This is a genomic window from Escherichia sp. MOD1-EC6098 (genome assembly GCF_002965865.1).
Classification (GTDB): domain Bacteria; phylum Pseudomonadota; class Gammaproteobacteria; order Enterobacterales; family Enterobacteriaceae; genus Escherichia; species Escherichia marmotae.
Genome location: NZ_PTSN01000013.1, coordinates 118,501 through 137,208, shown reverse-complemented (window position 1 = coordinate 137,208; position 18,708 = coordinate 118,501). Strand labels below are relative to the sequence as shown.

The following is an 18,708-nucleotide window of genomic DNA, read 5'->3' as shown; positions in this document are numbered from 1 at the left end:
GCGCGCATTTCAATCGCTGTTCTCTTTCAGCGAAATAACAAGAACTTGTGGTGACAGATGACCAGTAGCTATCTGCATTTTCCGGAATTTGATCCGGTCATTTTCTCAATAGGACCCGTTGCGCTTCACTGGTACGGCCTGATGTATCTGGTGGGGTTCATTTTTGCAATGTGGCTGGCGGGGCGTCGGGCGAATCGTCCGGGCAGTGGCTGGACCAAAAATGAAGTTGAAAACTTACTCTATGCGGGCTTCCTCGGTGTCTTCCTGGGCGGACGTATTGGTTATGTTCTGTTCTACAACTTCCCGCAGTTTATGGCCGATCCGCTGTATCTGTTCCGCGTCTGGGACGGCGGCATGTCCTTCCACGGCGGCCTGATTGGCGTTATCGTGGTGATGATTATCTTCGCCCGCCGTACCAAACGCTCCTTCTTCCAGGTCTCTGATTTTATTGCACCGCTCATTCCGTTTGGTCTTGGTGCCGGGCGTCTGGGCAACTTTATTAACGGTGAACTGTGGGGCCGCGTTGACCCGAACTTCCCGTTTGCCATGCTGTTCCCTGGCTCCCGTACCGAAGACATTCTGCTGCTGCAAAACAACCCACAGTGGCAATCCATTTTCGACACTTACGGTGTGCTGCCGCGCCACCCGTCACAGTTGTACGAACTGCTGCTGGAAGGTGTGGTGCTGTTTATCATCCTTAACCTCTACATTCGTAAACCGCGCCCAATGGGGGCTGTCTCAGGCTTGTTCCTGATTGGCTATGGCGCGTTTCGCATCATTGTTGAGTTTTTCCGCCAGCCCGACGCGCAGTTTACCGGTGCCTGGGTGCAGTACATCAGCATGGGGCAAATTCTTTCCATCCCGATGATTGTCGCGGGTGTGATCATGATGGTCTGGGCATATCGTCGCAGCCCACAGCAACACGTTTCCTGAGGAACCATGAAACAGTATTTAGAACTGATGCAAAAAGTGCTCGACGAAGGCACACAGAAAAACGACCGTACCGGAACCGGAACGCTTTCCATTTTTGGTCATCAGATGCGTTTTAACCTGCAGGATGGATTCCCACTGGTGACAACCAAGCGTTGCCACCTGCGTTCCATCATCCATGAGCTGCTATGGTTCCTGCAGGGCGATACCAACATTGCTTATCTGCATGAAAACAATGTCACTATCTGGGACGAATGGGCCGATGAAAATGGCGATCTCGGCCCGGTGTATGGCAAACAGTGGCGCGCATGGCCAACGCCAGATGGTCGTCATATTGATCAAATCACCACGGTATTGAATCAATTGAAAAACGACCCGGACTCCCGCCGCATTATTGTTTCGGCGTGGAACGTGGGCGAACTGGATAAAATGGCGCTGGCTCCGTGCCATGCGTTCTTCCAGTTTTATGTGGCAGACGGCAAGCTTTCTTGCCAGCTTTATCAACGCTCCTGTGACGTCTTCCTCGGCCTGCCGTTTAACATCGCCAGCTACGCACTACTGGTGCATATGATGGCGCAGCAGTGCGATCTGGAAGTGGGTGATTTTGTCTGGACCGGTGGCGACACGCACCTGTACAGCAACCATATGGATCAAACCCATCTACAATTAAGCCGCGAGCCGCGTCCGCTGCCGAAGCTGATTATCAAACGTAAACCAGAATCCATCTTCGACTACCGTTTCGAAGATTTTGAGATTGAAGGCTACGATCCGCATCCGGGCATTAAGGCTCCGGTTGCTATCTGATTTACGAAACATCCTGCCAGAGCCGACGCCAGTGTGCGTCGGTTTTTTTTACCCACTGTTAAATTCTTCAAGACGCCTTCCCGAAATTTTGCAACGCCCTGCAACAACGTAAATAGTGCGGAAGACGCGCCGAGAAAATAGAAACAGGGCCTCGCCTTTTTTTCTCCTCGTCGCATACTGCCGACATGAAAACACAACGTGGTTATACGCTGATTGAAACACTGGTTGCGATGCTGATTTTAGTCATGTTAAGCGCAACTGGACTCTATGGCTGGCAATACTGGCAGCAGTCGCAACGGCTATGGCAAACCGCCAGCCAGGCGCGGGATTATTTGCTCTATTTACGTGAGGATGCCAACTGGCATAACCGCGACCACAGTATCAGCGTCATCAGGGAGGGAACGTCATGGTGTCTTGTAAGTGCCGCCGCAGGGACGAATACCTGTCATGGCCATTCACCGTTGGTCTTTGTGCCACGCTGGCCCGAAGTCGAAATGAGTGACCTGACCCCTTCGCTTACGTTCTTTGGCCTGCGCAATACCGCATGGGCCGGGCATATTCACTTCAAAAACTCAGCGGGCGAGTGGTGGCTGGTGATTTCACCGTGGGGAAGACTCCGGCTTTGTCAGCAAGGAGAAACACAAGGATGTCTGTAAAAGAACAAGGATTTTCGCTGCTGGAAGTGCTGATTGCTATGGCTATCAGTAGCGTATTGCTGCTGGGGGCTGCGCGGTTTCTGCCAGCATTACAGCGGGAAAGCTTGATTACAACGCGCAAGCTGGCACTGGAAGATGAGATCTGGCTGCGGGTCTACACCGTCGCGAAGCATCTTCAAAGGGCTGGTTATTGTCATGGTAACTGCACTGGTGAAGGGCTGGAAATTGTCGGGCAGGGTGACTGCATCATTGTGCAGTGGGACGCGAACAGTAACGGTATCTGGGATCGTGAGCCGGTAAAAGAGTCCGACCAGATTGGATTTCGTTTGAAAGAGCATGTGCTGGAAACGTTACGTGGTGCCGCATCCTGTGAAGGTAAAGGCTGGGATAAAGTCACCAACCCGGACGCCGTCATTATCGACACTTTTCAGGTCCTGCGTCAGGATGTCAGCGGATTCTCGCCGGTATTAACGGTTAGTATGCGTGGTGCCAGTAAGGCTGAACCACAAACCGTGGTGGATGCCAGCTATAGCGTAACAGGATTCAACCTGTGAACCGTGAACGGGGCGTTTCATCGCTGGCACTGGTCCTGATGTTGCTGGTATTGGGCAGCTTGCTGCTACAAGGAATGAGCCAACAGGAGCGCAGTTTTGCTTCTCGGGTGACTATGGAAAGCCAGTCATTGCGTCGTCAGGCAATTGTACAGTCGGCGCTGGAATGGGGAAAAATGCACACCTGGCAGACGCAACCCGTAGTTCAGTGCTCACAGTTCGCTGCAACCGGTGCCCGAGTTTGTCTGCGTTTACTGGCTGATAGTGAAATCTTGCTGATTGCCAGTTATGAAGGTGTTTCATTATGGCGAACAGGCGAAGTGAACGATGGAAATATTGCTTTTTCGCCACACGGCTGGAGTGATTTTTGTCCGCAGAAAGAGGTGGCGTTATGTCAGCTTCCCTGAAGAATCAACAAGGCTTTAGTCTACCGGAAGTGATGCTGGCGATGGTGCTGATGGTGATGATTGTCACTGCGTTATCCGGTTTCCAGCGAACATTAATGAACAGTCTTACCAGCAGAGGCCAGTACCAACAGCTCTGGCGGCATGGCTGGCAGCAAACGCAACTGCGCGCGATTTCGCCACCTGCCAACTGGCAGGTCAACCGAATGCAGACATCGCAGGCGGGATGTGTCAGCATCAGCGTTACGTTAGTTTCACCCGGGGGCAGAGAAGGCGAGATGACCCGCCTGCATTGCCCGAATCGTCAGTAGTCAGGAGCCGCTATGTTAAGGGTCTACCATTCCAATCGTCTGGACGTGCTGGAAGCGTTGATGGAGTTTATCGTCGAACGCGAGCGGCTGGACGATCCTTTCGAGCCAGAGATGATTCTGGTGCAAAGTACCGGTATGGCACAGTGGCTGCAAATGACCCTGTCGCAGAAGTTCGGTATTGCGGCAAACATTGATTTCCCGCTCCCTGCGAGTTTTATCTGGGATATGTTCGTCCGCGTATTGCCGGAGATCCCCAAAGAGAGTGCCTTTAACAAGCAGAGCATGAGCTGGAAACTGATGACTCTGCTGCCGCAACTGTTGGATTGCGAAGATTTTACCCTGTTGCGCCATTACCTGACTGACGATAGTGACAAGCGGAAACTGTTTCAGCTTTCCTCAAAAGCGGCGGACCTGTTTGACCAGTATCTGGTCTATCGCCCGGACTGGCTGGCTCAGTGGGAAGCGGGACATCTGGTTGAAGGGCTGGGAGAAGCGCAGGCCTGGCAAGCTCCATTGTGGAAGGCGCTGGTAGAATATACTGACGAGCTGGGGCAACCTCGTTGGCACCGTGCCAATCTCTATCAACGCTTTATCGAAACGCTGGAGTCTGCAACGACCTGCCCGCCAGGGCTACCTTCGCGCGTATTTATCTGCGGTATTTCCGCATTACCGCCAGTTTATCTACAGGCGTTACAGGCGCTGGGTAAACATATTGAAATCCATCTTCTGTTTACCAACCCTTGCCGTTATTACTGGGGCGATATTAAAGATCCTGCGTATCTGGCGAAACTGCTAACCCGCCAGCGTCGGCACAGCTTTGAAGATCGCGAATTGCCGCTATTTCGCGATAGCGAAAATGCCGGGCAGTTGTTTAACAGCGACGGCGAACAGGATATTGGCAACCCTCTGCTGGCCTCATGGGGCAAGCTGGGGCGAGACTACATCTATCTGCTTGCTGATCTCCAGAGCAGTCAGGAACTGGATGCCTTTGTCGATGTTACTCCAGACAGCCTGCTGCATAACATTCAGTCCGACATTCTGGAACTGGAAAACCGCGCCGTCGCAGGCGTGAACCTTGAAGAGTTTTCCCGCAGCGATAACAAACGGCAGCTCGATCCGCAGGATAACAGCGTCACCTTCCATGTTTGCCATAGCCCGCAGCGCGAAGTTGAAGTCTTGCACGATCGATTGCTGGCGATGCTGGAAGAAGATCCGACACTCACTCCGCGCGATATCATCGTGATGGTGGCTGACATCGATAGCTACAGTCCGTTTATTCAGGCGGTGTTTGGTAGTGCTCCGGCGGATCGTTATCTGCCTTACGCCATTTCCGACCGTCGGGCGCGACAGTCGCATCCGGTACTGGAAGCATTTATCAGCCTGTTATCGTTGCCTGACAGCCGCTTTGTATCGGAGGACGTTTTGGCGCTGCTGGACGTACCGGTGCTGGCGGCGCGGTTTGATATCACCGAAGAAGGGCTGCGTTATTTACGCCAGTGGGTCAATGAATCCGGCATTCGCTGGGGGATTGATGACGACAACGTTCGCGAGCTGGAACTTCCCGCCACCGGGCAACACACCTGGCAATTTGGCCTGACGCGTATGTTGCTGGGCTACGCGATGGAGAGTGCTCAGGGAGAATGGCAATCTGTTCTTCCTTATGATGAGTCGAGCGGCTTAATTGCAGAGCTGGTGGGGCATCTGGCGTCACTGCTGATGCAGCTCAACATCTGGCGTCGCGGGTTGGCACAGGAGCGACCGCTGGAAGAGTGGCTGCCGGTATGCCGCGACATGCTCAATGCTTTCTTCCTGCCGGATGCGGAAACCGAAGCGGCGATGACGCTTATTGAACAACAGTGGCTGGCTATCATCGCAGAAGGGCTGGGAGCGCAGTATGGCGACGTGGTGCCGCTGTCACTGTTACGTGATGAACTGGCACAACGTCTGGATCAAGAACGTATCAGCCAGCGTTTTCTTGCCGGTCCGGTCAATATTTGTACCCTGATGCCAATGCGTTCCATCCCGTTCAAAGTAGTTTGCCTGCTGGGAATGAACGATGGTGTTTACCCGCGCCAGCTCGCGCCGCTGGGTTTTGATTTAATGAGCCAGAAACCAAAGCGTGGCGACCGCAGTCGTCGCGATGACGACCGCTATCTGTTCCTGGAGGCGTTAATTTCCGCGCAGCAAAAACTCTATATCAGCTATATTGGGCGCTCCATTCAGGATAACAGCGAACGTTTCCCGTCGGTTTTGGTGCAGGAACTGATCGACTACATCGGGCAAAGCCATTATCTGCCGGGCGATGAAGCGCTTAACTGCGATGAAAGTGAGGCGAGGGTGAAAGCGCATCTTACTTGCCTCCATACCCGGATGCCGTTTGATCCGCAAAACTACCAACCCGGTGAGCGACAAAGCTATGCGCGCGAGTGGCTACCGGCAGCCAGCCAGGCAGGCAAGGCGCACTCTGAATTTGTTCAGCCACTGCCGTTTACCTTGCCGGAAACTGTGTCACTGGAGACGCTACAACGATTCTGGTCACATCCGGTGCGAGCATTTTTCCAGATGCGCTTGCAGGTGAACTTCCGCACCGAAGACAGCGAAATCCCCGACACCGAGCCATTTATTCTGGAGGGACTTAGCCGTTATCAGATCAACCAGCAGCTATTAAATGCATTGGTCGAGCAGGATGATGCCGAACGTTTGTTCCGCCGGTTCCGGGCGGCAGGTGATTTGCCGTATGGCGCATTTGGTGAAATTTTCTGGGAAACGCAGTGCCAGGAGATGCAGCAACTTGCCGACAGAGTCATTGCCTGTCGGCAACCGGGGCAGAGTTTAGAAATCGATCTCACCTGCAATGGCGTGCAAATTACGGGCTGGTTGCCGCAGGTCCAGCCGGATGGTCTGTTGCGCTGGCGTCCCTCTTTGCTCAGTGTGGCACAGGGAATGCAACTTTGGCTGGAACACCTTGTCTACTGTGCCAGCGGTGGTAACGGTGAGAGTCGCCTTTTCCTGCGTAAAGGCGGTGAGTGGCGTTTTCCGCCGCTTGCAGCCGAACAGGCTTTACATTACCTCTCACAACTGATTGAAGGGTATCGTGAAGGAATGTCCGCGCCGTTACTGGTGTTACCTGAAAGTGGCGGCGCGTGGCTAAAAACCTGTTATGACGCTGAACACGATGTCATGCTGGATGACGAGTCCACTGTGCAAAAAGCCCGTACGAAATTCCTTCAGGCTTACGAAGGCAACATGATGGTGCGTGGAGAAGGTGACGATATCTGGTATCAGAGGCTCTGGCGGCAATTAACGCCAGAGACAATGGAAGCCATCGTTGAGCAGTCGCAACGTTTCCTGTTACCGCTGTTTCGTTTTAATCAGTCATGAGTGTTGTATAAAAATTGCGCAATCCATTTGCTTACTTTATGATGCGCACCAGTCACGGACTGATGGTTATATAGACATAGGCTGACTTGTTCAGCGCGAGATTAAATTCTGCCGGATGATTTACGTTAACGTGTTGAATCTGGCTGAAAAATAAAGTTGATAATGAGGTCCGTGAATGCCCCGCAGCACCTGGTTCAAAGCAGTACTGTTGTTTGTTGCCCTTTGGGCACCCTTAAGTCAGGCAGAAACGGGATGGCAGCCGATTCAGGAAACCATCCGTAAAAGTGATAAAGATAACCGTCAGTATCAGGCTGTGCGTCTGGATAACGGCATGGTGGTATTGTTGGTTTCTGACCCGCAGGCGGTAAAATCCCTTTCTGCACTGGTGGTGCCCGTTGGATCGCTGGAAGATCCCGAGGCTTATCAGGGGCTGGCACATTATCTTGAACATATGAGCCTGATGGGGTCGAAAAAGTACCCGCAGGCTGACAGTCTGGCCGAATACCTCAAAATGCACGGTGGCAGTCATAACGCCAGCACGGCACCGTATCGCACCGCTTTCTATCTGGAAGTGGAAAATGACGCCTTACCAGGGGCGGTAGACCGCCTGGCGGACGCCATTGCGGAACCTTTACTCGACAAGAAATATGCCGAACGTGAGCGTAATGCAGTGAACGCCGAATTAACTATGGCGCGCACGCGTGACGGGATGCGTATGGCGCAGGCCAGCGCAGAAACCATTAACCCGGCCCACCCTGGTGCAAAGTTTTCTGGTGGCAACCTGGAAACCTTAAGCGACAAACCCGGTAATCCGGTGCAGCAGGCGCTGAAAAATTTCCATGAGAAATATTACTCCGCCAATCTGATGAAGGCTGTTATCTACAGTAACAAACCGCTGCAGGAGCTGGCGAAGATGGCGGCGGACACCTTCGGTCGAGTGCCGAACAAAGAGAGCAAAAAACCGGAAATCACCGTGCCGGTAGTCACCGATGCACAAAAGGGCATTATCATTCATTACGTCCCGGCGTTGCCGCGTAAAGTGCTGCGTGTCGAGTTTCGCATCGATAACAATTCGGCGGAGTTCCGTAGTAAAACTGATGAGTTAATTACCTATCTGATTGGCAATCGCAGCCCAGGAACGCTTTCTGACTGGTTGCAAAAACAGGGATTAGTTGAGGGCATTAGCGCCAACTCCGATCCTATCGTCAATGGCAACAGTGGCGTGTTAGCGATCTCTGCGTCCTTAACCGATAAAGGTCTGGCTAATCGCGATCAGGTTGTAGCGGCTATTTTCAGCTACCTCAATCTGTTACGCGAAAAAGGGATTGATAAACAGTATTTCGATGAACTGGCGAATGTGCTGGATATCGATTTCCGTTATCCGTCAATCACTCGTGATATGGATTACGTCGAGTGGCTGGCAGATACCATGATTCGCGTTCCCGTTGAGCATACGCTGGACGCGGTCAATATAGCCGATCAGTATGATGCTAAAGCAGTAAAAGAACGTCTGGCGATGATGACGCCGCAAAACGCGCGTATCTGGTATATCAGCCCGAAAGAGCCGCACAATAAAATGGCTTACTTTGTCGATGCGCCGTATCAGGTCGATAAAATCAGCGAGCAAACTTTCGCTGACTGGCAGAAAAAAGCTGTCGACATAGCGCTCTCCCTGCCGGAGCTTAATCCCTATATTCCTGACGATTTCTCGCTGATTAAATCAGAGAAGAAATACGACCATCCAGAGCTGATTGTTGATGAATCCAATTTGCGTGTGGTGTATGCGCCGAGTCGCTATTTTGCCAGCGAACCAAAAGCCGATGTCAGCCTGATTTTGCGTAACCCGAAAGCGATGGACAGCGCCCGTAACCAGGTGATGTTTGCGCTCAATGATTATCTCGCAGGGTTGGCGCTTGATCAGTTAAGCAACCAGGCGTCGGTTGGCGGCATTAGTTTTTCCACCAATGCTAACAACGGCCTTATGGTTAATGCTAATGGTTACACTCAGCGTCTGCCGCAACTTTTTCAGGCTCTGCTGGAGGGCTACTTTAGCTATACCGCTACACCAGAGCAGCTTGAACAGGCGAAATCCTGGTATAACCAGATGATGGATTCCGCAGAAAAAGGCAAAGCGTTTGAGCAGGCGATTATGCCCGCGCAGATGCTCTCGCAGGTGCCGTACTTCTCGCGAGATGAGCGACGTAAAATTTTGCCCACTATCACCCTGAAAGAGGTGATGGCCTATCGCGACGCCTTAAAATCCGGGGCACGACCAGAGTTCATGGTTATCGGCAACATGACCGAAGCCCAGGCAACAACGCTGGCGCGCGATGTGCAAAAACAGTTAGGGGCTGATGGCTCAGAGTGGTGTCGTAACAAAGATGTCCTGGTCGATAAAAAACAGTCCGTCATTTTTGAAAAAGCCGGTAACAGTACCGACTCCGCACTGGCAGCAGTATTTGTACCGACTGGTTACGATGAATACACCAGTTCAGCCTACAGTTCTCTGTTGGCGCAGATTGTACAACCGTGGTTCTACAATCAGTTGCGTACTGAAGAGCAGTTGGGGTACGCCGTGTTCGCGTTCCCAATGAGCGTGGGACGTCAGTGGGGCATGGGCTTCTTACTGCAAAGTAATGATAAACAGCCTTCGTACCTGTGGGATCGTTACAAGGCCTTTTTCCCAACGGCTGAGGCGAAACTGCGCGCGATGAAGCCAGAAGAGTTCGCGCAAATCCAGCAGGCGGTTATCAGCCAGATGCTACAGGCACCGCAAACGCTGGGCGAAGAAGCATCGAAGTTAAGTAAAGATTTCGATCGCGGCAATATGCGCTTTGATTCGCGTGATAAAATCGTGGCACAGATAAAACTGCTGACGCCGCAAAAACTTGCCGATTTCTTCCATCAGGCAGTGGTCGAGCCGCAAGGCATGGCTATCCTGTCGCAGATTTCCGGCAGCCAGAATGGGAAAGCTGAATATGTGCATCCTGAAGGCTGGAAAGTGTGGGAGAACGTCAGCGCGTTGCAGCAAACAATGCCCCTGATGAGTGAAAAGAATGAGTGATGTCGCTGAGACACTAGATCCTTTGCGCTTGCCCTTACTGGGTGAGCGCCTGATTGAAGCCTCTGCCGGCACAGGCAAAACCTTTACGATAGCAGCGCTCTATTTGCGCCTGTTACTTGGACTAGGTGGTTCTGCTGCCTTTCCCCGCCCGTTGACCGTTGAAGAACTGCTGGTGGTGACCTTTACCGAGGCTGCCACCGCAGAGTTGCGCGGTCGTATCCGTAGCAATATTCATGAGTTGCGCATCGCCTGTCTACGTGAAACCACCGACAACCCTCTGTATGCGCGCCTGCTGGAAGAGATTGACGATAAAGCGCAGGCCGCGCAGTGGCTGCTGTTAGCCGAACGACAGATGGATGAAGCGGCAGTTTTTACCATTCACGGTTTTTGTCAGCGAATGCTCAACCTGAATGCTTTTGAATCCGGTATGTTGTTTGAGCAGCAACTGATTGAAGATGAATCGCTACTGCGCTACCAGGCCTGCGCCGATTTCTGGCGTCGCCACTGCTATCCTCTGCCGCGTGAAATTGCTCAGGTGGTCTTTGAAACATGGAAAGGGCCGCAGGCGTTGCTGCGCGATATTAATCGATATCTGCAAGGGGAAGCGCCAGTTATTAAAGCGCCGCCGCCCGATGATGAAACGCTGGCTTCCCGCCACGCGCAAATTGTGGCGCGTATCGATACCGTAAAACAGCAGTGGCGTGATGCGGTAGGTGAACTGGATGCGCTAATCGAATCTTCAGGTATTGATCGACGCAAGTTTAACCGTAGCAATCAGGCTAAATGGATTGACAAGATTAGCGCCTGGGCAGAAGAAGAGACCAACAGTTATCAGTTGCCGGAGTCGCTGGAAAAATTCTCTCAGCGTTTCTTAGAAGATCGCACAAAAGCAGGGGGCGAGACACCGCGCCATCCGCTGTTTGAGGCGATCGATCAATTACTTGCCGAACCATTATCGATCCGCGATCTGGTGATCACTCGCGCATTAGCTGAGATCCGTGAAACGGTAGCGCGTGAAAAACGCCGCCGTGGCGAACTGGGTTTTGACGACATGTTAAGTCGGCTGGATTCCGCGTTGTGTAGCGAAAGCGGAGAGGCGCTGGCGACGGCGATCCGCACGCGATTCCCGGTGGCAATGATCGACGAGTTTCAGGATACCGACCCTCAGCAGTACCGGATTTTCCGCCACATCTGGCACCATCAGCCGGAAACCGCATTGTTACTGATTGGTGATCCGAAACAGGCTATTTATGCGTTCCGTGGTGCGGATATCTTCACCTACATGAAGGCGCGTAGCGAAGTTCACGCTCATTACACGTTGGATACCAACTGGCGTTCCGCACCAGGAATGGTGAACAGTGTGAACACGCTTTTTAGCCAGACTGATGACGCTTTTATGTTTCGCGAAATACCGTTTATTCCTGTGAAATCAGCCGGGAAAAATCAGGCGCTGCGTTTCGTATTTAAAGGTGAAACGCAGCCTTCGATGAAAATGTGGCTGATGGAAGGCGAAAGCTGCGGCGTTGGCGATTATCAAAGTACCATGGCGCAGGTATGCGCCGCGCAAATCCGCGACTGGCTGCAGGCCGGGCAGCGCGGAGACGCGTTGTTGATGAATGGCGATGACGCGCGTCCGGTGCGTGCTTCAGACATCAGTGTGTTGGTGCGCAGCCGCCAGGAGGCCGCCCAGATACGTGATGCCTTAACGCTGCTGGAAATCCCTTCCGTTTACCTTTCGAACCGCGACAGTGTTTTTGAAACTCTGGAAGCGCAGGAGATGCTTTGGCTGTTGCAGGCAGTGATGACGCCTGAACGTGAAAATACTCTGCGTAGCGCGCTGGCAACGTCAATGATGGGGCTGAACGCGCTGGATATCGAAATGCTGAATAATGACGAACATGCCTGGGATGCAGTCGTTGAAGAGTTCGATGGTTATCGACAAATCTGGCGAAAACGCGGCGTTATGCCAATGCTGCGGGCGCTGATGTCGGCGCGCAACATTGCAGAAAACCTGCTGGCAACGGCGGGTGGTGAGCGGCGTCTTACAGATATTTTACATATCAGTGAATTACTTCAGGAAGCGGGAACGCAGCTTGAAAGTGAACATGCGCTGGTACGCTGGTTATCACAGCATATCCTCGAGCCAGACAGTAACGCGTCCAGCCAGCAAATGCGCCTCGAAAGTGACAAACATCTGGTGCAGATTGTTACGATCCACAAGTCGAAAGGACTGGAGTATCCGCTAGTCTGGTTGCCATTTATTACCAATTTCCGCGTCCAGGATCAGGCGTTCTATCACGATCGTCACTCATTTGAGGCTGTTCTGGATCTTAACGCTGCGCCAGAAAGCGTCGATCTCGCTGAGGCCGAACGTCTGGCGGAAGATCTGCGTTTGCTTTATGTGGCGCTGACGCGTTCGGTCTGGCATTGCAGTCTTGGCGTCGCGCCACTGGTGCGCCGTCGAGGCGATAAAAAAGGTGACACCGACGTCCATCAAAGTGCGCTCGGACGCTTGCTGCAAAAAGGGGAACCAAAGGATGCGGCAGGACTTCGCGCCTGTATTGAAGCATTGTGCGATGAGGATATTGCCTGGCAAACGGCACAAACCGGTGATAATCAGCCCTGGCAGGTTAATGATGTTTCTACAGCAGAACTGAATGCGAAGACGTTACAACGTTTACCTGGCGATAACTGGCGGGTCACCAGCTACTCTGGTTTGCAGCAGCGTGGTCACGGTATCGCTCAGGATTTGATGCCACGGCTGGATGTTGACGCCGCAGGTGTGGTCAGCGTCGTTGAAGAACCGACGTTAACACCGCATCAGTTTCCGCGCGGAGCGTCACCGGGGACGTTCTTGCACAGTTTGTTTGAGGATCTGGATTTTACCCAGCCGGTTGAGCCTGACTGGGTGCGGGAAAAACTGGAACTTGGCGGTTTTGAAGCGCATTGGGAACCGGTGTTGACCGAGTGGATCATGGCTGTTCTCCAGGCACCGCTCAATGAAACGGGAGTCAGCCTGAGTCAGCTTTCCGCCCGCGATAAACAGGTGGAGATGGAGTTTTATCTGCCAATTAGTGAACCGCTCGTCGCCAGCCAACTTGATGCGCTAATCCGCCAGTTTGACCCGCTTTCTGCTGGCTGCCCGTCGCTGGAGTTCATGCAGGTGCGTGGCATGTTAAAAGGCTTTATCGACCTGGTGTTTCGCCACGAAGGGCGTTATTACCTGCTCGACTATAAATCCAACTGGCTGGGTGAAAACAGCTCAGCATACACCCAACAGGCTATGGCAGCGGCGATGCAAGCACACCGCTATGATCTGCAATATCAGCTTTATACCCTGGCATTGCATCGTTATCTGCGCCATCGCATTGCTGATTACGACTATGAGCGCCACTTTGGCGGCGTTATCTATCTGTTCCTGCGCGGCGTTGATAAAGAGCATCCGCAACAAGGGATTTACGCGACCCGCCCCGATGCCGGGTTGATTGCCCTGATGGATGAGATGTTTGCTGGTATGACCCTGGAGGAGGCGTAATGAAATTGCAAAAGCAATTACTGGAAGCTGTGGAGCACAAACAGCTACGCCCGCTGGACGTGCAGTTTGCCCTGACCGTGGCGGGTGATGAACATCCCGCCGTCACCCTTGCGGCGGCACTGTTAAGTTATGATGCCGGGGAAGGACATGTCTGTTTGCCGCTTTCACGGCTGGAGAACAACGAAGCCTCGCACCCGCTCCTGGCGACCTGCGTCAGTGAAATCGGTGAGCTACAAAACTGGGAAGAGTGTCTGCTGGCTTCACACGCGGTCAGCCGGGGAGATGAACCTACACCAATGATCCTTTGTGGCGATCGTCTCTATCTCAACCGCATGTGGTGTAACGAGCGCACGGTGGCGCGCTTTTTCAATGAAGTGAATCATGCCATTGAGGTTGATGAAGCTCTACTGGCGCAAACCCTGGACCAACTTTTTCCAGTAAGCGATGACATTAACTGGCAAAAAGTGGCGGCAGCGGTGGCGCTGACGAGGCGGATCTCGGTGATTTCCGGTGGCCCCGGCACCGGTAAAACGACCACCGTGGCGAAGTTGCTGGCAGCGTTAATTCAGATGGCCGACGGTGAACGTTGTCGCATCCGTTTGGCTGCGCCGACGGGGAAAGCCGCCGCGCGCTTAACCGAATCACTTGGCAAAGCTTTGCGCCAGTTACCGCTGACGGATGAACAAAAGAAACGTATTCCGGAAGATGCCAGCACTCTGCACCGCTTGCTGGGCGCGCAGCCGGGCAGTCAGCGTTTACGCCATCATGCGGGTAACCCATTGCATCTTGATGTGTTGGTGGTCGATGAAGCGTCAATGATCGATCTGCCCATGATGTCACGATTGATCGACGCATTGCCCGATCATGCCAGAGTGATCTTTCTTGGCGACCGTGATCAACTGGCCTCTGTTGAGGCTGGGGCTGTTCTTGGCGATATTTGCGCTTATGCCAATGCGGGCTTTACCGCAGAACGAGCGGAGCAGCTAAGTCGCCTGACGGGGAGCTACGTTCCTGCGGGCAGTGGCACAGAGGCGGCATCTTTGCGCGATAGTCTCTGCCTTTTGCAAAAAAGTTACCGTTTCGGCAGCGATTCTGGCATTGGTCAGCTCGCGGCGGCTATCAATCGCGGCGATAAAACGGCAGTAAAAACCGTTTTTCAGCAGGATTTTACTGATATCGAAAAACGGATTTTACAGAGTGGCGAAGATTATATTGCGATGCTTGAGGAAGCTCTTGCGGGTTACGGACGCTATCTGGATCTGCTGCAAGCGCGTGCCGAGCCGGATTTAATTATTCAGGCATTCAATGAATACCAGCTTTTGTGCGCCCTGCGGGAAGGGCCGTTTGGCGTAGCCGGGCTGAATGAGCGAATTGAGCAGTTTATGCAACAGAAGCGCAAAATCCATCGCCATCCGCACTCGCGTTGGTACGAAGGCAGGCCGGTGATGATTGCCCGCAATGACAGCGCCCTTGGGTTGTTTAATGGTGATATTGGTATTGCACTGGATCGCGGGCAAGGAACGCGCGTCTGGTTTGCAATGCCGGACGGTAATATCAAGTCAGTGCAACCAAGTCGTTTACCGGAACACGAAACCACGTGGGCGATGACGGTACATAAATCGCAGGGGTCTGAGTTCGACCATGCGGCGTTGATTTTGCCGAGCCAGCGCACGCCGGTCGTGACGCGAGAGCTGGTTTACACCGCAGTGACCCGTGCGCGTCGCCGTTTATCGTTGTATGCCGATGAGCGCATATTAAGTGCGGCAATCGCCACACGTACCGAGCGGCGTAGCGGACTGGCAGCGTTATTTAGTTCGCGGGGATAAACGCGAATGCCTGATGCGACGCATGCGCGTCTTATTATGCCCCCGGGCATTGCGCATATCGCATCTGGCGATTTCAACCACTTACCCTAAATCCGCCATCAACGTCTTCGATTTGACGTAGGTCGGATAAGGCGTTCACGCCGCATCCGACGATGAGCGTCAATGCCTGATGCGATGCTAGCGTGTTTATCATGCCCCCGGGCATTGCGCATATCGCATCCGGCGATTTCAACCACTTACCCTAAATCCGCCATCAACGTCTTCGACTTGACGTAGGTCGGATAAGGCGTTCACGCCGCATCCGACGATGAGCGTCAATGCCTGATGCGATGCTAGCGTGTTTATTATGCACCCGGGCATTGCGCATATCGCATCTGGCGATTTTCATCGCTTACCCTAAATCCGCCATCAGCACTTTGGATTTACGCTGATAGTTGTACATCTGCTTTTTGCTCTCTGGCAGTGAATCAATATCCACCGGGGTAAAACCACGCTCCTGGAACCAGTGAATACTGCGCGTGGTCAGCACAAATAATTTGCTTAAGCCGCTTTGCCTGGCCTGGGCTGCGATACGCTCCAGCAGGACTTCACCACGGGAAGAACTGCGGTAATCCGGGTGTACCGCCACGCAGGCCATTTCGCCAATTTTCTCTTCCGGGAACGGATAGAGCGCAGCGCAGGCAATAGTTGTGTTATCGCGCTGAATAATGGTGAATTTGTCGATTTCCATCTCCAGTTGTTCCCGAGAACGACGCACCAGAATACCTTGCTGCTCCAGCGGGCGGATCAACTCCAGAATACCGCCGATATCATTGATTGTTGCGCGACGAATCTGCTCGGCGCTTTCCATCACAATTTGCGTACCGATACCGTCACGTGAGAACAGCTCTTGTAGCAGCGCGCCATCTTCCTGATAACTGATTAAATGACAGCGACGAACGCCGCTGCGGCAAGCCTTCACTGCACCACGTAAAAAGCGCACCGTACCGGAGTTGTAATCGCCTTTCTCTTCCTGAGCTTCTACCCGCGATTGCGCCTCGTTGGGGAAAAGCTCGGAGACGATGTCACCGTCGTCATTGGTGACCCCCTGTGAAGAGCAAAAACCAATCATCTTCTCGGCTTTCAGCTTGATGGCGAGTTGAGTGGCAATCTCTTCCGAGGTCAGGTTAAAACTCTCGCCAGTGACCGAAACCGCCACCGGCCCCATCAGCACAATTGCACCGCTGTCCAGTTGGCGATGAATCGCTTCTTCGTCAATCCGCCGGATGCGCCCACTATGACAGTAATCCACGCCGTCATCGACGCCCAGCGGCTGGGCAATAATAAAATTGCCACTGACGACGTTGATATGCGCTCCCTGCAATGGCGTGTTATTAAGGCTCATCGACAGGCGTGCAGTGATGTCCAGTTGTAATGTCCCCGCAGCCTGCTTCACCAGTTCCAGTGTTTTGGCGTCGGTCACACGTATATTTTTGTGATACAGCGGTTCGTGGCGATGCGCTGCCAGATTCGCATCTATTTGTGGACGCGCGCCATAGACCACGACCAGACGGATGCCGAGGCTGTGCAGCAACCCGATATCATTAACGATACTGGAGAAATTTTCATGCTCAATGGCTTCACCGCCGAGCATGATGACAAACGTTTTCCCCCGGTGGGTGTTGATATAGGGAACCGAATGGCGGAATCCCTCGACCAGCTCGGTTTTACGTTCCTTCACCACGGCACACCTCTTTGCATGATTATTCGAAATTAATGTATTTTTATTCTGTTTTTTTGCCGTGTGCAAGTGCAAATTTTATGCGTGAACATTTTTTTTATCAGTAATGCCGTGAATATAAAAAGAATGTTTACCGTTTTATAGATGACAGAATATGCGTCTTTCGCTAAAGTTTCCGGTCAAATTAGTCGTTTACTTGTTACACAGCTTAGATTTATTTGCTCGGGAGAGGCATGTCGGGATCCAACACTGCAATCAGCCGTCGTCGTTTACTGCAAGGCGCGGGTGCCATGTGGCTATTGAGCGTAAGTCAGGTGAGTCTGGCTGCGGTCAGTCAGGTCGTGGCGGTGCGCGTCTGGCCTGCGTCCAGCTATACCCGTGTAACGGTAGAATCAAATCGTCAACTGAAATATAAGCAGTTTGCGTTGAGTAACCCTGAACGCGTGGTAGTGGATATCGAAGATGTAAACCTGAACTCGGTGCTTAAGGGGATGGCTGCGCAAATTCGTGCTGACGACCCGTTCATCAAGTCTGCACGCGTCGGGCAATTTGATCCGCAAACCGTGCGGATGGTTTTTGAGTTAAAGCAAAACGTAAAACCGCAGATGTTTGCCCTCGCGCCAGTTGCCGGGTTTAAAGAGCGTCTGGTGATGGATCTCTACCCGGTCAATGCCCAGGATATGCAGGATCCACTGTTGGCACTGCTGGAGGATTACAACAAAGGCGATCTCGAAAAGCAGGTGCCGCCTGCGCAGAGTGGCCCACAGCCTGGCAAGGCTGGGCGCGATCGTCCTATTGTCATCATGCTTGATCCGGGCCATGGCGGCGAAGACTCCGGCGCGGTGGGGAAATACAAAACGCGTGAAAAAGACGTGGTATTGCAAATTGCCCGCCGTCTGCGCTCTCTGATCGAGAAAGAGGGCAATATGAAGGTGTACATGACGCGTAATGAAGACATCTTCATTCCGTTGCAAGTGCGTGTAGCAAAAGCACAGAAACAACGTGCTGATCTTTTTGTTTCTATCCATGCAGATGCCTTTACCAGCCGCCAGCCGAGCGGTTCTTCCGTGTTTGCGCTTTCGACCAAAGGCGCGACCAGTACTGCGGCAAAATATCTGGCACAAACTCAGAACGCCTCGGATTTGATTGGTGGCGTGAGCAAAAGCGGTGACCGCTATGTCGACCACACCATGTTCGATATGGTGCAGTCGCTGACCATTGCCGACAGCCTGAAGTTTGGTAGGGCAGTCCTGAATAAACTTGGCAAAATCAACAAGCTGCATAAAAATCAGGTCGAGCAGGCCGGGTTTGCTGTACTGAAAGCGCCAGATATTCCATCTATTCTCGTCGAAACGGCGTTTATCAGTAACGTTGAGGAAGAGCGCAAACTGAAAACGGCGACTTTCCAGCAGGAAGTTGCAGAGTCTATCCTCGCGGGGATTAAAGCGTATTTTTCTGATGGGGCGACGCTGGCGAGAAGGGGATAGTAAAAAAGCGCTGAATAGCGCTTTTTTTATGGAAGAGCA

Annotated in this window: 12 protein-coding genes; 11 read left to right on the top strand and 1 reads right to left on the bottom strand. The window is 52.8% G+C overall.

Annotated features, from left to right (window positions below; translation table 11 throughout):
* Positions 1-57 precede the first annotated feature (57 nt).
* From lgt to recD, 10 genes are all read left to right on the top strand, one after another.
* Complete coding sequence (lgt, locus tag C0K55_RS14870) at positions 58-933, top strand: prolipoprotein diacylglyceryl transferase (protein ID WP_000204650.1); 876 nt, start codon at positions 58-60, stop codon at positions 931-933.
* 6 nt (positions 934-939) lie between these two features.
* Positions 940-1,734 carry a thymidylate synthase gene (thyA, locus tag C0K55_RS14865; RefSeq protein WP_000816232.1) on the top strand — a complete coding sequence of 265 codons (795 nt, stop codon included), beginning with the start codon at positions 940-942 and terminating at the stop codon, positions 1,732-1,734.
* A 185-nt stretch (positions 1,735-1,919) separates the two neighbouring features.
* Positions 1,920-2,390, top strand: a complete 471-nt coding sequence (locus tag C0K55_RS14860; protein WP_000857060.1) for a prepilin peptidase-dependent protein — start codon at positions 1,920-1,922, stop codon at positions 2,388-2,390.
* Positions 2,381-2,944: a prepilin peptidase-dependent protein gene (locus tag C0K55_RS14855; RefSeq protein WP_000111600.1), complete on the top strand. Its 564-nt coding sequence runs from the start codon at positions 2,381-2,383 to the stop codon at positions 2,942-2,944. The genes C0K55_RS14860 and C0K55_RS14855 overlap by 10 nt, the downstream gene beginning before the upstream one ends.
* Positions 2,941-3,348: a DUF2509 family protein gene (locus tag C0K55_RS14850; protein ID WP_016249147.1), complete on the top strand. Its 408-nt coding sequence runs from the start codon at positions 2,941-2,943 to the stop codon at positions 3,346-3,348. Before C0K55_RS14855 ends, C0K55_RS14850 begins: the two co-directional genes overlap by 4 nt.
* Complete coding sequence (locus C0K55_RS14845) at positions 3,333-3,656, top strand: prepilin-type N-terminal cleavage/methylation domain-containing protein (protein ID WP_001276464.1); 324 nt, start codon at positions 3,333-3,335, stop codon at positions 3,654-3,656. The genes C0K55_RS14850 and C0K55_RS14845 overlap by 16 nt, the downstream gene beginning before the upstream one ends.
* A gap of 12 nt (positions 3,657-3,668) precedes the next feature.
* On the top strand, positions 3,669-7,037 hold the full coding sequence (gene recC / locus C0K55_RS14840; protein ID WP_105266675.1) for an exodeoxyribonuclease V subunit gamma: 3,369 nt from the start codon (positions 3,669-3,671) through the stop codon (positions 7,035-7,037).
* Positions 7,038-7,212: 175 nt separating this feature from the next.
* A complete protein-coding gene (gene ptrA / locus C0K55_RS14835) occupies positions 7,213-10,101 on the top strand; it encodes a pitrilysin (protein WP_105266676.1) in 2,889 nt (962 codons plus the stop codon).
* Positions 10,094-13,636: an exodeoxyribonuclease V subunit beta gene (gene recB, locus C0K55_RS14830; protein ID WP_001516984.1), complete on the top strand. Its 3,543-nt coding sequence runs from the start codon at positions 10,094-10,096 to the stop codon at positions 13,634-13,636. The genes ptrA and recB overlap by 8 nt, the downstream gene beginning before the upstream one ends.
* The gene (recD, locus tag C0K55_RS14825; RefSeq protein ID WP_000775997.1) at positions 13,636-15,462 is read left to right on the top strand and encodes an exodeoxyribonuclease V subunit alpha; all 1,827 of its coding nucleotides are present in this window, start codon (positions 13,636-13,638) and stop codon (positions 15,460-15,462) included. Before recB ends, recD begins: the two co-directional genes overlap by 1 nt.
* Positions 15,463-15,853: 391 nt before the next feature.
* Here the strand turns inward: recD and argA are convergent, their stop codons facing one another.
* Positions 15,854-17,185, bottom strand: coding sequence for an amino-acid N-acetyltransferase (gene argA / locus C0K55_RS14820; RefSeq protein WP_001516982.1), 1,332 nt, complete (start codon positions 17,183-17,185; stop codon positions 15,854-15,856).
* A 230-nt stretch (positions 17,186-17,415) separates the two neighbouring features.
* On the opposite strand from argA, the gene amiC reads away from it, so the two are divergent.
* Positions 17,416-18,669, top strand: coding sequence for an N-acetylmuramoyl-L-alanine amidase AmiC (gene amiC / locus C0K55_RS14810; protein WP_000016909.1), 1,254 nt, complete (start codon positions 17,416-17,418; stop codon positions 18,667-18,669).
* The last annotated feature ends 39 nt before the right edge of the window (positions 18,670-18,708 follow it).